Below are 17,279 nucleotides of genomic sequence, written 5' to 3' on the forward strand. Positions count from 1 at the left end.
CCAGCGTGACTGGCAGTAGCGGTTAATACCACGGATTCTGGCTGGAAGAGGTAACAGCATATCCCTGACATTTATACTGAATGGTCACACTTTCGTTCAGACAGAGTGAACCGCTGATCAGGGTGCAGGTTTTAATTGGCTGCCCGTAGGCTGACGCAGTGGCGTAGCCCATATGTTGACAGGCTTTGGTTGCCGTACCGTTATTAACATACTCATCAGACCAGGCGTTTTGCAGCATGGCCTGGCCATAGTCGAGGCGCACAATTCCGTTTGGGGCATCCGTACTGCTGACTTCTGCCTGACGGTTGATACTGCACCCGGCGAGCAACAGGATCGTTCCGGCTATGATTACACGTTTCATGGTTCACTCTGCGTGACGGGAAATACGCCATTGTAACCAACGCGATGGTACGCAATGGCTGGAATAGCCGGAGGATCTGCCCTCTCACTGTGCAACGAGCCGGGCCACCGCGCGAAATTGTGAGCGCATCTTTGTTTTTTAAAACAATCTTTCACTTAATTTGAAAGTGCGTTTGTTTGATAGTAAGGTTAAGTTGAAAAGGTATCCACAGCGGGATCGCCCGCCATGCATTCAGGAGAGACAAGATGAAAATTGCACTGATGATGGAAAACAGCCAGGCCGCTAAGAATCCCATCATCCTTAATGAGCTGAAAGCCGTTGCTGATGAGAAAGGTTTTCCGGTCTATAACGTCGGTATGAGTGATGAGAACGATCATCATCTCACCTATATTCACCTGGGCATCATGGCGAGCATTCTGCTTAACGCTAAAGCCGTTGATTTTGTTGTTACCGGCTGCGGTACCGGGCAGGGCGCGCTGATGTCTCTGAACATCCATCCGGGTGTGATTTGCGGTTACTGCATCGATCCTGCGGATGCTTTCCTGTTTGCGCAAATCAACAACGGTAACGCGCTTTCTCTGCCGTTTGCGAAGGGCTTCGGCTGGGGGGCAGAACTGAACGTACGCTTTATCTTTGAGAAAGCGTTTACCGGACGCAATGGCGAAGGCTATCCACCAGAGCGTAAAGAGCCGCAGGTGCGTAACGCCGGGATCCTGAACCAGGTGAAAGCGGCGGTGGTGAAAGAAAACTATCTGGATACCCTGCGAGCAATCGATCCTGAGCTGGTTAAAACCGCCGTATCAGGCCAGCGCTTCCAGCAGTGCTTCTTCGAGAACTGCCAGGACAAAGAGATTGAAGCCTTCGTGCGCGGTATTGTTGGCTGATTTACTTTGCCGGGCGGTGCGTTGCCTGCCCGGCAGATAGCGTTACTTTTTCGATGAGACCGCGCTGCCCGCATCTTGAGTCAGACGCAGCGTGTCAACCATTCCCACCAGGCAGATCAGCGCGATTGCCACAAATGCCAGCCGGAAGCTCATTCCTGGCATACCGGCAATCCCCATCGCCTCACTGACTTTTTCCCCGATACGAATACCAATCGCCCCGAGCGTGATCCCAAGCCCCACGGCAAGCTGCGTTGCGGTTGAAAACAGAGTATTGGCATAGCTCATCTGCACCGATGGCACATCCGCAAAAGCCAACGTACTGATGGCTGTAAACTGAATCGAACGGAAAACGCCGCCCAGATAAAGGATCAGCATGATGAGCCACGCGGGCGTCTGCGGCGTAAGAAACGCGCAGGCCAGCAACGCCAGGACATTCAACGCACCGTTAATCAGCAACAGCCGCTTAAACCCCAGGCTGCGGATAAGCGGCGTCGTCGCCGGTTTAATGGTGAGATTGCCAACGAAAACCGCCAGCACCAGCAGGCCAGAATGGAACGCGTCCATGCCAAAGCCGACCTGGAACATCAGCGGTAACAGGAACGGAACCGCGCTGATGGAGGCGCGAAACAGCGATCCGCCGTACAGGGTGACGCGAAACGTCGGCACCTGCATCGCATCGAGCCTGATCATCGGCCAGGTTGCCCGCTTAAAGTGACGCAGCGCCAGGCTTAAGGCGACGACACCGACGATAAACAGCGTGGCGGTTAATCCTGTTCGCAGAGGCTCTGCGCCCATCAACTCCATCGCATAAACCAGGCTCACCATGGCAAGGGTGGTGACAACAAAACCCGGTAAATCAAACGGTCGGCGCGTATCTTCATGCAGGTCCGGAATGATGCGCAGTGCCAGCAAAATGGCGATTATCCCCAGCGGCACGTTAATAAAGAAGATCCAGCGCCAGTCGGCATAGCTGGTAATGAACCCACCCAGCGGCGGGCCGATGATCGGCGCGACCAGCGCAGGCCACGTCAGGGTGGCGATTGCCGTGATGAGCTGATGTTTTGGCGTGGTGCGTAGCACGGCCAGGCGACCTACGGGCACCATCAGCGCGCCACCCATGCCCTGGAGGACGCGCATCGCAACGAACTGATCGAGCGTGGTGGACAGGCCGCAAAATACCGAGGCCAGCGTGAAGATCGCCAGCGCGAGGGCAAACACTTTTCGCGCGCCGAAGCGGTCGGCGATCCAGCCGCTGGCGGGGATCAGTACGGCCAGGGTGATCAGATAGGCGCTGATGCCGATATTCAGATCCACCGCCTGGTCGCCGAAGCTTTTTGCCATATCCGGCAACGCGGTGGCGATCACCGTCCCATCCAGAAACTCCATAAAGAAAGCACCGGCCACCAGCAGCGCCGCAGGCGATAATCCACGGCTCTCTTTGCCGGATACGTTTTCACTCATTCTCTTCCTGCCCGCTCAAAAAATTTTATAAACATTTACTGGAATTTATAAGCCTGTAACGTGCGGATTTATCATGGCTTTTTTTAACAAACCAGCAGCACTGAGGGTTTAATAACCGTGATGCAGGTCACAAAATGGTTGATTTTTGTGATGGTGGTCATATTATAAGCGTATTGACAATAACACCTGCATAACACGTTACTGGAGCAACATAATGAAACTGCGCAAAATCCTGAAAAGCATGTGGGCAAACTACTGCACAACGTTTAAAGACGTCCCACCGGGTGCGATGTTCTGATAAAAAAACCTGCTTCGGCAGGTTTTTTTATGTCTGCGGACGACGAGAGGGAGATGGAAGGGCGTCTGTTTTGCTACTATGGCGGCCTTTGAATAAGGAGAACCCCATGTCACAAAACCTGAGCGCCGATCAGGAACTGGTATCTGACGTCGTCGCCTGCCAGCTGGTTATCAAACAAATCCTTGATGTGATTGACGTTATCGCGCCGGTTGAGGTACGCGAAAAGATGTCGACCCAGCTGAAAAACATCGATTTCACCAACCATCCTGCTGCGGCGGACCCGGTTACGCTCCGCGCGATCCAGAAAGCGATTGCGCTGATTGAACTCCGCTTCACACCGCAGGGTGAGTCACACTAAAATAAACCGATGTTTTAAAATTAGAAACTCTTTTCTGCTTTTACGTCGAAGGGCGACAGAGCCTGTCGCCCGCAGAAGGATCAGAAGAACGTCTGCACCAGCAGATAGCTCACCACGCAGGCACAGCTGACGCCAATCAGCCCCGGCAGAATAAAGCTGTGGTTGATGATGAATTTACCGATGCGGGTGGTGCCGGAGCGATCGAACCCGATACAGGCCAGATCGCTCGGATAGGTGGGCAGCACAAAGTAGCCGTAGGATGCCGGGAAGAAGGCCACCAGCATTTTCGGATCGATGCCCAGCATCAACCCCATCGGGGCGACCGCGGTCAAGGCCGCAGCCTGGCTGTTGACCAGTTTTGATACCAGGAACAGCACGATGGCATACGTCCAGGGATGACTTTTCACCACCCCCTCCAGCGCCATTTTCAGCTCGTCGAGATGCGCCTGAAAAAAGGTATCGCTCATCCACGCCACGCCAAACACCGAGAAAATCGCGACCATCCCCGCCTTAAATACCGCCCCGTTTGAAATGGCCGACGCATTCACCTTGCAGGTCATCAGCATGATGGCCCCGGCGATCAGCATCATCATTTGAATGACAAGGTTCATCGACAGGGCTGTCATTTTCCCTTTGATCTCAAACGCCGGACGCAGCTCGGGCAGCGCACCCAGCAGGACCACTATGGCAATCCCGGCGAAGAAGATCCACGTGGACCAGTAGGCCTGTTTCGGGAAACGTTGATCCATCAACGTCTCCGTTCCTCCATAGATAAACTCCCGCTGTTTCGGATCTTTCAGCTTTTCCTGAAATTCAGGATCGTCTGCGAGGTTTTTCCCGCGACGCAAGCTCCACAGCGCCGCAATGGCGACGCCAGACAGTGAGGCCGGTACGGAGACCGCAAGAATTTCGAGGATCCCCCACGCGTGGCCGATACCGTGCTGCGCACCCAGAATCGAGACCAGCGAAACGACGGCCACGGAAACGGGGGAGGCGGTGATCGCCATCTGAGATGCCACCGAGGCCACCGCCATCGGCCGTTCCGGGCGTATGCCTTTTTTCAGGGCGATATCCGCGATAATGGGAAACATGGTGTAGACGACGTGCCCGGTCCCGCACAGGAAGGTCAACATCCAGGTGGTAAACGGTGCGAGAAGGGTGATGTGCTGGGGATGTTTACGCAGCAGGCGCTCTGCAAACTGCATCATTACATTCAGGCCACCGGCGGTCTGTAGCGTGGCCGCACAGCCGATGACGGCGAGGATCGTGAGCATCACGTCAACCGGCGGTTTACCGGGTTGCAGACCAAAGACAAAACTCAAAACAAACAGGCCGATGCCGCTTATCAGCCCCAGGCCCATCCCGCCGAAGCGGGTGCCTATCAGCAGGCAGAGAATAATGACAATAAACTCAATGGTGATCATGATGCTCCCTCGTTAATGAATGTAATTAAACAAATCATTACACGATGTATGGTTATTCATTGGGAGCAAGATCTGATTTGTTAAATGTCAGCAAAAGCAGGGAGTTGGTACCCACTCCCTGACGGGCTGAGGGATCCCCAGTAATTTGAAAGCAAAAGCGATAACGTTGCCTTCAGAATAACTGAAGGCTTTCAGCGATGCCTCGGTCCGGCTGTAAATCGCTGAGGCGTTTCCTGTAGGCCGGGGCGAGGCGCAGGGATGCGCCGAGAGGGCGGGCTTTACAGGGATGTTACCTCCGCCCGTCCCCGATAAGCCGGAAGGAATAAGCCGAAGGTACCGCGAAGCGGCGATTTTCCGCCGGAAGCCCGGGTCGCCAGGGTTGTGGCGACTGAGCCACCCTGGCACGTTCACCGGTTATGCCGTGACAGAGTAGCAAGGAACATAAAGTGAACGGAATGACCACCAGAGCCGTATGTTCCCCCTCACCCCAGCCCTCTCCCTCAAGGGAGAGGGGGCCGTCTGTGCAGGCATTATTTTGTGGGGAACTCTCAGCCCTGACGGGAGCGGGTGAAGGACTTAGTGGTGTTGCACGGTAGCAATGTCGAGAAGATGGCGGTCCGTCTGCTCCAGACAAATCCCCGCGCGTTTCGCGTTGCGGATTTCATCTGCGAGCGTCTTCAGCAGCATGCCATCCTGCTGCTGCTCTCTGTCCATATCACGTAAAAACTTGAGGGTAATGATGTCCCGTTGCGCTTTGGCTTCATCAGCCAGTTTGCTCAGCTTCGCACAGCGTTGCTCATACTCTTCGAGCGTTTTCTGAAACAGTTCTTCCAGAGAAGTATAATTATCTTCAATCGTTTCAAGCTCTTTGACGGTAGGGTTTGCCCCGACAGCTTTCAAAAAATTAAAGACGCGCATCATGTGCGTGACGTTACTTTGCGCCTGAGTACGAAAGAAGGTGGCAGTGCCGTTGAGGCTTTTTCTGGAACACCACGCGCTCAAATGCAGATGCAGATTTGAAGCATAAAACTCCAGGTTCATCTGGGCATTCAGTTTTTGCATCATCGTTTGGGTAGTCATTCTCATATCCTTATTGACTGTGGGACTTGATGTCCGCTACTTAACCTGACCCGGCAGGTATTGACGATTGAATGGCAGAAATAGATTTCTGCAAGGTAAAAAACTCGAAAATTCACTTCCTGTGTTCGATTTAAATAAGCATACGCTTCTCTTTGACTTAAGAAAACTCTTAATAAGGCTGTGTTTACCATACATTACAAATTTAAATATAGCCCAGAATAGAAAGAGGGTTAAGAGATTGTGTTTAATATAACTTGTTGATTTTAATGGGTGTGAAATTAATATCGCTCATTTTTATCGTTTCAGGAAACGTTCTTTGGCGGGAAATTCTGTAAAAGTGTTAAATCAGAAATAATATCTGCAAATATATCCTGTCGTATCAAATTTGAGCTAAATCAATTTTCACTCAATATACGGTTCTGTGATCGCGTCGCAAGATTGTGATCTGATAAAGAGTGAAAATGAAACACTGTTTTACATCTTTTCATTCGTTGAGGTTTATGATGGCTAACGTTGCGGTGCTGCTGGCACCCGGTTTTGAAGAAGCAGAAGCGATTATCACGATTGATATTCTGCGGCGTTTACAGATTGAGGTGGAGACGCTGGCCTGTGCGGAGTCCCGTGCGGTAGTGAGTTACCACAATATCCCCATGGTGGCTGACAGTACGTTAACGGAGCGCATTAATACGCTGTATGACGCAGTCGTGTTGCCCGGTGGGCCGCAGGGGAGCGTCAATCTTGCGGCTAGCAAGCAGGTGCTCCGCTTTGTTTCCGCGCATGACAAGCAGGGCAAACTCATCTGCCCAATCTGCTCTGCGGCCGCGCGGGTGCTGGGCGGTAACGGGCTACTGAAGGGGCGTCGCTACGTCTGTTCCGGCGATCTCTGGCAGAGCGTTGATGAGGGTGTATATGTGGATGCGCCGGTCGTGGTGGATAATAACCTCATCAGCGGCAAGGGGCTGGGGCACGCTTTTGACTTTGCGCTGGCGCTCTCTGCTCGTCTGTTGGGTGACGACGCCCCCGTGCGCGATCATGCTGAACACATCTATTACCGCTGGTAATTTTTCTGCCGGGCGCTAAGGCGTCCGGGTTACAGGGATTTCTTAGCTGACCTTATGGATAATCCTGCTTAACTCCCTTCCATTTGTAGGACAATTACGTCCTTTTTTATGTCATTTTTCGCTGAATTTATGTACGCAATTACTGTAATTCTGCGGTGTGATGTCGCTCTCTTATGGATGATTAATTTCCCGCTAAAACTATCTCCAGCAATAACGCTTATGACGAGGTAAGCGCTAATGCCTTGTTTTAAGTCCGATTAAATAAGTCGTTCGCCATTATTCCCTACAGATAAGAATGCTAAAGCTGGAGTTTACCATGCACAAATTTACTAAAGCGCTGGCGGCCATCGGCCTGGCTGCCGTTATGTCACAATCCGCTATCGCTGAAAATTTAAAGCTCGGTTTTCTGGTTAAACAGCCGGAAGAGCCGTGGTTCCAGACCGAATGGAAATTTGCTGATAAAGCCGGAAAAGATTTGGGATTTGAGGTAATTAAAATCGCCGTACCTGACGGTGAGAAAACGCTGAACGCCATTGATAGCCTGGCGGCCAGCGGCGCGAAAGGTTTCGTTATCTGTACGCCGGATCCAAAACTGGGGTCAGCGATTGCCGCGAAAGCGCGCGGTTACGACATGAAAGTGATTGCGGTGGACGATCAGTTCGTGAACGCCAAAGGTAAACCGATGGATACCGTTCCGCTGGTAATGATGGCGGCCACTAAAATCGGTGAGCGTCAGGGCCAGGAGCTCTACAAAGAGATGCAAAAACGCGGCTGGGATGTCAAAGAGACCGCCGTGATGGCCATTACCGCTGACGAGCTGGACACCGCCCGTCGTCGTACCACCGGGTCCATGGACGCCCTGAAAGCGGCTGGCTTCCCGGAAAAACAGATCTACAAAGTTCCGACCAAATCCAACGATATTCCGGGCGCCTTTGATGCGGCGAATTCCATGCTCGTCCAGCATCCGGAAGTGAAGCACTGGCTGGTGGTGGGGATGAACGACAACACCGTACTGGGCGGCGTGCGTGCAACGGAAGGCCAGGGCTTTAAAGCACCGGACGTGATCGGGATCGGCATCAACGGCGTTGACGCCGTGAGCGAACTGTCTAAAGCGCAGGCGACCGGTTTCTACGGCTCTCTGCTGCCAAGCCCGGATGTCCACGGCTATAAATCCAGCGAAATGCTCTACAACTGGGTGACCAAAGGGGTTGAGCCGCCGAAATTCACCGAAGTGACCGATGTGGTGCTGATCACCCGCGATAACTTCAAAGAGGAGCTGGCGAAAAAAGGACTGGGCGGTAAGTAATACGCTGTGATTGCGCCCCTCACTCACCGTGAGGGGCCAGACGTACACACTACAGGAATCACGGAGTCGTTATGCAACAGTCTGATCCGTATCTCTCTTTCCGCGGCATCGGTAAAACGTTCCCCGGTGTAAACGCGTTGACCGATATCAGCTTCGACTGCTATGCCGGCCAGGTTCACGCCCTGATGGGGGAGAATGGCGCGGGAAAATCCACGCTGCTAAAAATTCTCAGCGGCAACTACACGCCCACCACCGGCACGCTGGCTATTCGCGGCGAAGAGGTGGCCTTTGCCGACACCACGGCAGCGTTAAATGCGGGCGTCGCTATCATCTATCAGGAGCTGCATCTCATTCCTGAAATGACCGTGGCGGAGAACATCTATCTGGGCCAGCTTCCGCATAAAAGCGGCGTGGTCAACCGCTCGCTGCTCAACTATGAAGCGGGCTTGCAGCTCAAGCACCTTGGGCTGGATGTCGATCCGCAAACGCCCCTTAAGTATCTCTCCATCGGCCAGTGGCAGATGGTGGAAATTGCCAAAGCGCTGGCACGTAACGCCAAAATTATCGCTTTTGACGAGCCAACCAGCTCGCTCTCGGCGCGTGAAATAGAAAATCTCTTTCGCGTGATCCGCGAGCTGCGCAAAGAGGGCCGCATCATTCTGTACGTTTCTCACCGAATGGAAGAGATTTTTGCCTTAAGCGATGCCATCACCGTGTTTAAAGATGGCCGCTACGTGCGCACCTTCACCGATATGCAGCAGGTCAACCATGACCAACTGGTGCAGGCGATGGTCGGACGCGATCTCGGGGATATTTACCACTGGAAACCGCGCGAGTATGGCCCTGAGCGTCTGCGTCTGGATAACGTCAAAGCCCCGGGCGTGCGCACGCCCATTTCACTCTCGGTGCGCAGCGGCGAAATCGTCGGGCTGTTTGGCCTTGTGGGGGCAGGGCGCAGCGAGCTGATGAAAGGGCTGTTTGGCGGCACCCGAATAACCCAGGGCCAGGTTTTCGTCGACGGGAAAAAGGTCGATATTCAGAAGCCTGCGCAGGCGATTAACGCGGGGATTATGCTCTGCCCGGAGGATCGAAAGGCCGAGGGCATCATTCCGGTGCACTCGGTGCGCGACAACATCAACATCTCTGCCCGGCGCAAGTTCATCCGCGCGGGATGTCTGATTAACGACGGCTGGGAGGCGAGCAACGCGGATCACCATATCCGTTCGCTGAACATCAAAACCCCCGGGGCTGAACAGCTGATCATGAACCTGTCCGGCGGCAATCAGCAAAAAGCCATTCTGGGGCGCTGGCTGTCGGAAGATATGAAGGTCATTTTGCTGGATGAGCCAACGCGCGGTATCGACGTGGGGGCGAAACACGAAATCTATAACGTCATCTATGAACTGGCAAAACGCGGTGTGGCGGTCCTGTTCGCCTCCAGCGATCTGCCTGAGGTGCTGGGCGTTGCCGACCGCATTGTTGTGATGCGTGAAGGTGAAATTGCCGGTGAATTGCTGCATGAACAGGCGAATGAACAACAGGCGTTGAGTCTCGCCATGCCTAAAGTTAGCCAGGCTGTCGCCTGAGTAAGGAGTCAATGATGTCTTCTGTTACTACATCCGGAGCGCCGAAGTCGGCTTTCAGTTTTGGCCGCATCTGGGACCAGTACGGCATGCTGGTGGTCTTTGCTGCCCTGTTCGTCGCCTGCGCGATTTTTGTGCCGAATTTCGCCACGTTCATCAATATGAAGGGGCTGGGGCTGGCTATCTCCATGTCCGGCATGGTGGCCTGCGGAATGCTGTTCTGCCTGGCCTCCGGCGATTTTGACCTGTCGGTTGCCTCGGTGATTGCCTGTGCTGGCGTCACCACTGCCGTGGTGATCAACATGACCGAAAGCCTGTGGATCGGCGTGCTGGCCGGGCTGCTGCTCGGCGTGCTGAGCGGCCTGGTGAACGGGTTTGTCATTGCGCGCCTGAAGATTAACGCCCTGATTACGACGCTGGCGACCATGCAAATCGTGCGCGGTCTGGCCTATATCATCTCCGACGGGAAAGCCGTGGGGATTGAAGACGAGCGTTTCTTCACGCTGGGCTATGCCAACTGGCTGGGGCTGCCTGCGCCAATCTGGCTGACGGTAGGCTGTTTGATCCTGTTCGGTTTCCTGCTTAACCGCACCACGTTTGGCCGTAACACGCTGGCGATTGGCGGCAATGAAGAGGCGGCGCGTCTGGCGGGTGTTCCGGTCGTACGGACCAAGATCATTATCTTCGTGCTTTCCGGGCTGGTATCGGCGGCGGCGGGGATTATTCTGGCGTCGCGTATGACCAGCGGCCAGCCAATGACCTCCATTGGTTATGAGCTGATCGTCATCTCAGCCTGCGTTTTAGGGGGCGTTTCCCTCAAGGGCGGCATCGGAAAAATCTCATATGTGGTGGCGGGGATCCTGATTCTGGGGACCGTGGAGAACGCCATGAACCTGCTTAATATTTCTCCGTTCTCTCAGTACGTCGTACGCGGCCTGATCCTGCTGGCAGCGGTGATCTTCGACCGTTACAAGCAAAAAGCGAAGCGTACCGTCTGATTTATTTTTAGCCATCAATATGCTCAACTATTAACCATAGTTGACCCCCTGACCGGCCCGCCAGTTTTGATGACGGGCCGGTTGCCAAATGGCGAGCACCGTCACACTGTCTATACTTACATGGCTGTTTTGTTCACTGTAAGGAGGATTAGGGTGGCTGACTTGTTAACCGCACCGCCTGTACTGCCCGGAAAATTTGCTTTCTTTTTTGACCTCGACGGGACGCTCGCCGGGATTGAACCGCATCCGGATGACGTCGTTGTACCGGACACGGTGTTAGAGAATTTGCAGCAGCTCTCCCGACAGAACGAGGGGGCACTGGCATTGATTTCAGGGCGCTCAATGGCCGAGCTGGACGTGCTCGCCAGTCCTTATCACTTTCCGCTGGCCGGTGTGCACGGAGCGGAGCGCCGCGATATCCATGATCAACTGCATATAGTTTCACTCCCCGACACGCTGATTCAGGCGCTGCATGCGCAACTCTCTTCGGCTCTGGAAATGCTTCCCGGTACGGAACTGGAAGCCAAAGGCATGGCCTTTGCGCTGCACTACCGTCAGGCGCCCCATCATGAGGCGGCGATATTTGCGGTGGCAAGAAGCGTGGCGGAAGCCCATCCGGAGCTGGCGTTACAGCCGGGTAAATGTGTGGTCGAGATTAAACCGGCAGGAATTAATAAAGGCGCTGCCATTGCAGCGTTTATGGCGGAAGCGCCGTTCAAAGGGCGTACGCCAGTCTTTTTTGGGGATGACCTTACCGACGAGGCCGGGTTCAGGGTGGTAAACCAGGCCCAGGGCATGTCTGTCAAGGTGGGATCTGGTGAAACCATTGCCGGATGGCGGCTGGAAAATGTCGCCAGCGTCTGGCAGTGGATATCTGACGTCGCTAACCAGCAACAACAACAAATAGCGCAAAACAACGGGAGAAATCATTATGGGTCGCTTAGTCGTCGTCTCTAATCGCATCGCACCGCCGGATGATAAAAAAGCCAGTGCCGGTGGCCTGGCGGTCGGGGTATTAGGTGCCCTCAAAGCCGCGGGTGGTCTCTGGTTTGGCTGGAGCGGGGAAATCAGTAATGATGAGAAACCGCTAAAAAAGGTGTCACGGGGCAATATCACGTGGGCCTCCTTCGCCCTTAGTGAGAAGGACTACGATGAATATTATTCCGAGTTCTCAAACGCCGTGCTGTGGCCAGCGTTCCACTATCGTCTGGATTTGGTGAAATTCCAGCGTGAATCCTATGAAGGCTACATGCGCGTTAACGCGCTGCTGGCAGATAAACTGCTGCCGCTAATCGAAGAAGACGATATTTTATGGATCCACGATTACCATCTGCTGCCCTTCGCCAGGGAGCTGCGTAAACGGGGTGTGAAGAACCGGATCGGCTTCTTCCTGCATATTCCGTTCCCGACCCCGGAGATCTTTACGGCGCTGCCGCAGCATGATGAAATTCTTGAAGCATTGTCTGATTACGACCTGCTCGGTTTCCAGACGGAAAATGACAGGCTGGCGTTCCTCGACAGCGTGTCGGGTAAAACCCGGCTGGTCACTCACGGCGGCAAATCTCACACCGCGTGGGGACGAAATTTCCATACCGAAGTCTACCCGATTGGTATTGAGCCAGACGAAATCGCCGAGCAGGCCTCTGGTCCGCTGCCGCCGAAGCTTGCCCAGCTCAAGGACGAACTCAAGCACGTTAAGAATATCTTTTCGGTTGAACGACTGGATTATTCCAAAGGGTTGCCGGAGCGATTCCTCGCTTATGAAACCCTGCTGGATAAATTCCCGCAGCATCACGGCAAGATCCGCTATACCCAGATAGCGCCGACCTCGCGCGGTGAGGTTCAGGCTTACCAGGATATTCGTCACCAGCTGGAGACCGAAGCAGGGCGCATCAACGGGCGCTATGGTCAGCTCGGCTGGACTCCACTTTTCTATCTGAATCAGCACTTTGAGCGCAAAATCCTGATGAAAGTGTTCCGCTATGCGGACGTCGGGCTGGTCACCCCGCTGCGCGACGGGATGAATCTGGTGGCAAAAGAGTATGTAGCAGCACAAGATCCTGCTGACCCGGGCGTGCTGGTGCTGTCCCAATTTGCCGGTGCGGCAAACGAGTTAACCTCGGCGCTGATTGTGAACCCTTACGATCGCGATGATGTGGCAAATGCCCTGAACCGCGCGTTAACCATGCCGCTTGCGGAACGTATTTCACGTCATTCAGAAATGATGGAGACCATCGTTAAGAATGATATCAACCGCTGGCAGGCGCGTTTTATTGACGATTTGCGCGCGATCCAGCCGCAAACTCAGGAAGGTGATCTGCAAAAAAAGATCGCGACCTTCCCTAAACTCGCCTGATTTTCTCCGGGGGCATTAATTGCCCCCGAGAGGCACCAGCAGGACATCCACCTGGCTTGACGAAACGATGGATTTTGCCGAGCATGCCGCCCGGGAAAAAAAGCTCTGGTTATGATTTCCGCAAATGACCAGGTCAACATTCTGTTTCTGACAAATGTCCAGAATATGTCCACTTAACTCGCCGGTGGCAATCACCGTCTGGTGGACAGGATATTTTGCCCGCTCAACCAGCTCGCGCAGAAATTGCTGCGTTTCCTCCTGAAGAACCTCACGAATATCTTCCAGCATTGGCGCTGCCAGTTGATTATACATTTCGGGTTCAGCAGCCAGGGTAATCAGACTTATGCGGGCATTATTCGGGCGGGCAATGGAAACGGCACGGGCGACGAGTTGATGACTTTCGGGGGAAACCGCAACAGAAACAAGAAGATGGGAGTAACTCATCACACACTCCTTTTATGTCAGAATGACACCTTTCTCAAGCTTTACCGCGAATCTGCCGCTTCTGCAAGAGGCACATGCGACAATAGTGTGAAGCTTATCATAATTATTCATTAATTATTCTTATAAGAAGAATAACGAAATGGGGACGCTAAATGAAAGTAATTAACAACTTAACGTAAATCACACATTTAGCCTTCCGTGCTGTTAAATCGCGTTAACCGATCGTCAACGCAAGCGTGATGGTTACCCATGGAAACTTTTTTCTCGAAAGGAAAACTTAAGCTGCTGTTTTTACTTAATTAACTCCGCCTCTTCTCTGGCGTTCGCGCCCGTTGTGACGCGAAAGGGCAGTGCTTCTTCGACGTAGCAATTTTCATACCCGATCCCCTCATCCCTCTGCATGAGTATTCGTTCCATAAGAATATAAACAAGGTTCAGTTGCTCAATAAATAGTCAAATTACAAGTCACGCTGATGGATTTATGGGTTACATTCGCGTAAATTATGTGACAGAGATCACATTTTTTTTAAATTCCAGGGGGGGCTGCATTGTATGTGTCAAAACTGACGAGTAGAGTTTGCGTCGAATTAGGAAAAATCTTAGTTATTTGTAAGAAAAGATAAAATGTGTAACCGACATTTTGGCCATGTTAACCGGTCACGCGCTTTACGACGTACAAACCTAAATTCAACTATGCATTTGGCCTTTTCTTTTTATACCGGGTGATTTCCCGGCGACATCACGGGGTGCGGTCTTTCCGCATAAAAATAATAGTTGGTTATTCGGGATGGGAAAAATGCATACATCCGAGTTGCTAAAACATATTTATGACATCAATTTGTCGTATTTATTGCTCGCGCAGCGTTTGATTAGTCAGGACAAACCGTCAGCGATGTTTCGTCTGGGTGTTAACGAAGAGATGGCAACCATGCTGGGTGGATTAACCCTCCCGCAAATGGTCAAGCTGGCTGAAACCAATCAACTTGTCTGCCAGTTCCGTTTTGATAACCCGCAGACCATTACGCGTCTGACTCAGGAATCCCGCGTGGACGATCTGCAACAGATCCACACCGGTATTCTTCTCTCCACCCGCCTGCTCAACGAAATCAGCCAGCCTGATGACGTAGCCCGGAAGAAAAGGGCTTAACAATGAGCGAAAAAAGCATTGTTCAGGAAGCCCGTGATATCCAGCTGGCAATGGAACTCATCACGCTCGGTGCGCGTTTACAAATGCTGGAAAGCGAGACGCAGCTGAGCCGTGGTCGTCTGATCAAGCTGTACAAAGAATTGCGTGGTAGCCCGCCGCCAAAAGGCATGCTGCCGTTTTCGACTGACTGGTTCATGACCTGGGAGCAGAACATTCATGCTTCCATGTTCTGTAACGCCTGGCAGTACCTGCTTAAAACGGGCTTATGCAGCGGCGTTGATGCCGTGATCAAAGCCTACAAACTTTACCTTGAGCAATGCCCGCAGCAGGAAGAGGGACCCCTGCTGGCGCTGACCCGCGCCTGGACGCTGGTGCGTTTTGTTGAAAGCGGAATGCTTGAATTGTCCCGCTGCAACTGCTGTGACGGCAATTTCATTACCCACGCGCACCAGCCTGCGGGCAGCTTCGCCTGTAGTTTGTGCCAGCCTCCATCCCGAGCCGTAAAAAGACGTAAACTTTCCCGGGATGCTGCCGATATTATTCCACAACTGCTGGATGAACAGATCGAACACGCTGTTTAACCCGAACCTGTGGGCAAGATTCCAGCAGCGGTAAGCGATTACCGCTGCTTTTTTTTACCCTGCGTTCAGGTCATGCGCTCGAAATGAACGTCCTGCCATAGTCACTAGCGGAAGGATGATGTCGTGCTTATCTTATTAGGTTACCTGGTAGTTCTCGGTACAGTTTTCGGCGGTTACATGATGACCGGCGGGCACCTTGGAGCACTCTATCAACCGGCTGAACTTGTCATCATCGGCGGTGCAGGGGTAGGGGCTTTTATCGTTGGTAACAACGGCAAATCGATCAAGGGCACGCTGAAGGCGATTCCGCTGCTGTTTCGTCGCTCGAAATACACCAAAAGCATGTATATGGATCTGCTGGCGCTGCTCTATCGCCTGATGGCGAAGTCACGTCAGCAGGGGATGTTCTCGCTGGAGCGGGACATCGAAAACCCGAAAGAGAGCGAAATTTTCGCCAGCTACCCGCGTATTCTGGCCGACGCGATGATGCTCGATTTTATCGTCGATTACCTGCGACTGATCATCAGCGGCAACATGAACACCTTCGAAATTGAAGCCCTGATGGACGAAGAGATCGAAACCCACGAGAGCGAGTCCGAAGTACCGGCCAACAGCCTGGCGCTGGTGGGCGACTCGCTTCCGGCGTTCGGCATCGTGGCGGCGGTCATGGGCGTCGTTCATGCCCTGGCCTCGGCGGATCGCCCGGCGGCTGAACTGGGGGCGCTGATTGCCCACGCGATGGTGGGGACGTTCCTCGGTATTTTACTGGCCTACGGCTTTATCTCCCCGCTGGCGAGCGTGCTGCGCCAGAAGAGCGCCGAAACCACCAAAATGATGCAGTGCGTGAAAATTACGCTGCTCTCAAACCTCAACGGCTATGCGCCACCGATTGCCGTCGAATTTGGTCGTAAGACGCTTTACTCCAGCGAACGTCCGTCGTTTATCGAACTGGAAGAGCACGTGCGCGCGGTGAAAAACCCTAACCAACAGACGACAACTGAGGACGCATGAAAAACCAGTCCCATCCGATCGTCATCGTAAAAAAGCGCAAGCATAAGGGGCACGGGCACGGTTCTCACGGCTCCTGGAAGATCGCGTACGCCGACTTTATGACCGCCATGATGGCCTTCTTTCTGGTGATGTGGCTAATCTCCATCTCCAGCCCGAAAGAGCTTATTCAGATTGCGGAATATTTCAGAACGCCGCTGGCGACGGCGGTTACCGGCGGGCCGCGCATTTCTAACAGCGACAGCCCGATCCCCGGCGGCGGTGACGATTATACCCAGCAGCAGGGCGAAGTGAAAAAACAGCCTAACATCGACGAGCTGAAAAAAAGGATGGAGCAGGCTCGCCTGAAAAAACTGCGCGGTGACCTGGATCAGCTGATTGAAGCGGACCCTAAGCTGCGCGCGCTGCGTCCGCATCTGAAAATTGACCTGGTACAGGAAGGGCTGCGTATTCAGATCATCGACAGCCAGAACCGGCCTATGTTTAAAACCGGCAGCGCCGACGTGGAGCCCTACATGCGCGATATTCTGCGTGCGATTGCACCGGTGCTGAACGGTATTCCAAACCGCATTAGCCTGTCCGGACACACGGATGATTTCCCGTACGCCACGGGAGAGAAAGGATACAGCAACTGGGAGCTTTCTGCCGATCGCGCCAACGCCTCGCGTCGCGAGCTGGTGGCGGGTGGGCTTGATGATGGCAAGGTCCTGCGCGTGGTCGGCATGGCTGCAACCATGCGCCTTACCGACCGCGGACCGGATGACGCCATCAACCGTCGTATCAGTCTTTTAGTGCTGAACCAGCAGGCGGAGCAGGCCATCCTGCATGAAAACGCCGAAAGTCAGAATGAGTCACTGGACGATTTAAAACAGCCTGGGGCCGTCCCTTCGGCTGCCGTTCCAACATCGCCACCAGCCAATCCGAGGTGA

Annotated in this window: 18 protein-coding genes; 13 read left to right on the forward strand and 5 right to left on the reverse strand. The window is 53.5% G+C overall.

Annotated elements, in window-relative coordinates; translation table 11 throughout:
* Window positions 1–22 precede the first annotated feature (22 nt).
* Entirely contained in the window at window positions 23–361 is a 339-nt protein-coding gene (gene yecR, locus O1722_RS09075) for a YecR family lipoprotein (RefSeq protein WP_015570249.1), read from the reverse strand.
* Between the two features lie 245 nt (window positions 362–606).
* On the opposite strand from yecR, the gene O1722_RS09080 reads away from it, so the two are divergent.
* Entirely contained in the window at window positions 607–1,245 is a 639-nt protein-coding gene (locus O1722_RS09080; RefSeq protein ID WP_003859680.1) for an RpiB/LacA/LacB family sugar-phosphate isomerase, read from the forward strand.
* Window positions 1,246–1,287: 42 nt separating this feature from the next.
* Here O1722_RS09080 and O1722_RS09085 read toward each other — a convergent pair whose 3' ends face one another.
* Window positions 1,288–2,706 carry an MFS transporter gene (locus tag O1722_RS09085; RefSeq protein WP_033486941.1) on the reverse strand — a complete coding sequence of 473 codons (1,419 nt, stop codon included), beginning with the start codon at window positions 2,704–2,706 and terminating at the stop codon, window positions 1,288–1,290.
* Between the two features lie 214 nt (window positions 2,707–2,920).
* Here O1722_RS09085 and azuC point away from each other — a divergent pair, with 214 nt between their 5' ends.
* Both azuC and O1722_RS09095 read left to right on the forward strand, forming a co-directional pair.
* Window positions 2,921–3,004, forward strand: coding sequence for a stress response protein AzuC (gene azuC / locus O1722_RS09090; protein WP_003859682.1), 84 nt, complete (start codon window positions 2,921–2,923; stop codon window positions 3,002–3,004).
* 106 nt (window positions 3,005–3,110) lie between these two features.
* Window positions 3,111–3,362, forward strand: coding sequence for a DUF2766 family protein (locus O1722_RS09095; protein ID WP_003859683.1), 252 nt, complete (start codon window positions 3,111–3,113; stop codon window positions 3,360–3,362).
* An 80-nt stretch (window positions 3,363–3,442) separates the two neighbouring features.
* On the opposite strand, the gene O1722_RS09100 is transcribed toward O1722_RS09095, so the two are convergent.
* Window positions 3,443–4,786: an anaerobic C4-dicarboxylate transporter gene (locus tag O1722_RS09100; protein ID WP_032671672.1), complete on the reverse strand. Its 1,344-nt coding sequence runs from the start codon at window positions 4,784–4,786 to the stop codon at window positions 3,443–3,445.
* A 576-nt stretch (window positions 4,787–5,362) separates the two neighbouring features.
* Entirely contained in the window at window positions 5,363–5,866 is a 504-nt protein-coding gene (locus O1722_RS09105) for a non-heme ferritin-like protein (RefSeq protein ID WP_017384424.1), read from the reverse strand.
* A gap of 503 nt (window positions 5,867–6,369) precedes the next feature.
* Between O1722_RS09105 and O1722_RS09110 the strand changes: the two genes are divergently transcribed.
* From O1722_RS09110 to otsA, 6 genes are all read left to right on the forward strand, one after another.
* Entirely contained in the window at window positions 6,370–6,927 is a 558-nt protein-coding gene (locus tag O1722_RS09110; RefSeq protein WP_033486792.1) for a DJ-1 family glyoxalase III, read from the forward strand.
* 316 nt (window positions 6,928–7,243) lie between these two features.
* Window positions 7,244–8,233 (forward strand): arabinose ABC transporter substrate-binding protein AraF, encoded by a 990-nt coding sequence (gene araF / locus O1722_RS09115; RefSeq protein WP_017384422.1) that lies wholly within the window; start codon window positions 7,244–7,246, stop codon window positions 8,231–8,233.
* A gap of 71 nt (window positions 8,234–8,304) precedes the next feature.
* The gene (gene araG / locus O1722_RS09120; protein WP_003859688.1) at window positions 8,305–9,819 is read left to right on the forward strand and encodes an L-arabinose ABC transporter ATP-binding protein AraG; all 1,515 of its coding nucleotides are present in this window, start codon (window positions 8,305–8,307) and stop codon (window positions 9,817–9,819) included.
* A gap of 14 nt (window positions 9,820–9,833) precedes the next feature.
* The gene (araH, locus tag O1722_RS09125; protein ID WP_003859689.1) at window positions 9,834–10,814 is read left to right on the forward strand and encodes an arabinose ABC transporter permease AraH; all 981 of its coding nucleotides are present in this window, start codon (window positions 9,834–9,836) and stop codon (window positions 10,812–10,814) included.
* A gap of 153 nt (window positions 10,815–10,967) precedes the next feature.
* Window positions 10,968–11,771, forward strand: coding sequence for a trehalose-phosphatase (otsB, locus tag O1722_RS09130; protein WP_033486793.1), 804 nt, complete (start codon window positions 10,968–10,970; stop codon window positions 11,769–11,771).
* Window positions 11,746–13,170, forward strand: a complete 1,425-nt coding sequence (gene otsA / locus O1722_RS09135) for an alpha,alpha-trehalose-phosphate synthase (RefSeq protein WP_015570257.1) — start codon at window positions 11,746–11,748, stop codon at window positions 13,168–13,170. The genes otsB and otsA overlap by 26 nt, the downstream gene beginning before the upstream one ends.
* 15 nt (window positions 13,171–13,185) lie before the next feature.
* Here otsA and uspC read toward each other — a convergent pair whose 3' ends face one another.
* Complete coding sequence (gene uspC, locus O1722_RS09140; RefSeq protein WP_017384418.1) at window positions 13,186–13,614, reverse strand: universal stress protein UspC; 429 nt, start codon at window positions 13,612–13,614, stop codon at window positions 13,186–13,188.
* Between the two features lie 796 nt (window positions 13,615–14,410).
* Here uspC and flhD point away from each other — a divergent pair.
* The 4 genes from flhD (at window position 14,411) to motB (ending at window position 17,279) form a co-directional block, all read left to right on the forward strand.
* The gene (gene flhD / locus O1722_RS09145) at window positions 14,411–14,761 is read left to right on the forward strand and encodes a flagellar transcriptional regulator FlhD (RefSeq protein ID WP_003859693.1); all 351 of its coding nucleotides are present in this window, start codon (window positions 14,411–14,413) and stop codon (window positions 14,759–14,761) included.
* Between the two features lie 2 nt (window positions 14,762–14,763).
* Window positions 14,764–15,342: a flagellar transcriptional regulator FlhC gene (flhC, locus tag O1722_RS09150; RefSeq protein WP_003859695.1), complete on the forward strand. Its 579-nt coding sequence runs from the start codon at window positions 14,764–14,766 to the stop codon at window positions 15,340–15,342.
* Between the two features lie 123 nt (window positions 15,343–15,465).
* Window positions 15,466–16,353 (forward strand): flagellar motor stator protein MotA, encoded by an 888-nt coding sequence (gene motA / locus O1722_RS09155; RefSeq protein WP_003859696.1) that lies wholly within the window; start codon window positions 15,466–15,468, stop codon window positions 16,351–16,353.
* A complete protein-coding gene (motB, locus tag O1722_RS09160) occupies window positions 16,350–17,279 on the forward strand; it encodes a flagellar motor protein MotB (protein ID WP_003859697.1) in 930 nt (309 codons plus the stop codon). Before motA ends, motB begins: the two co-directional genes overlap by 4 nt.

This window comes from Enterobacter cloacae complex sp. HYC003_NIDB, from assembly GCF_056673375.1.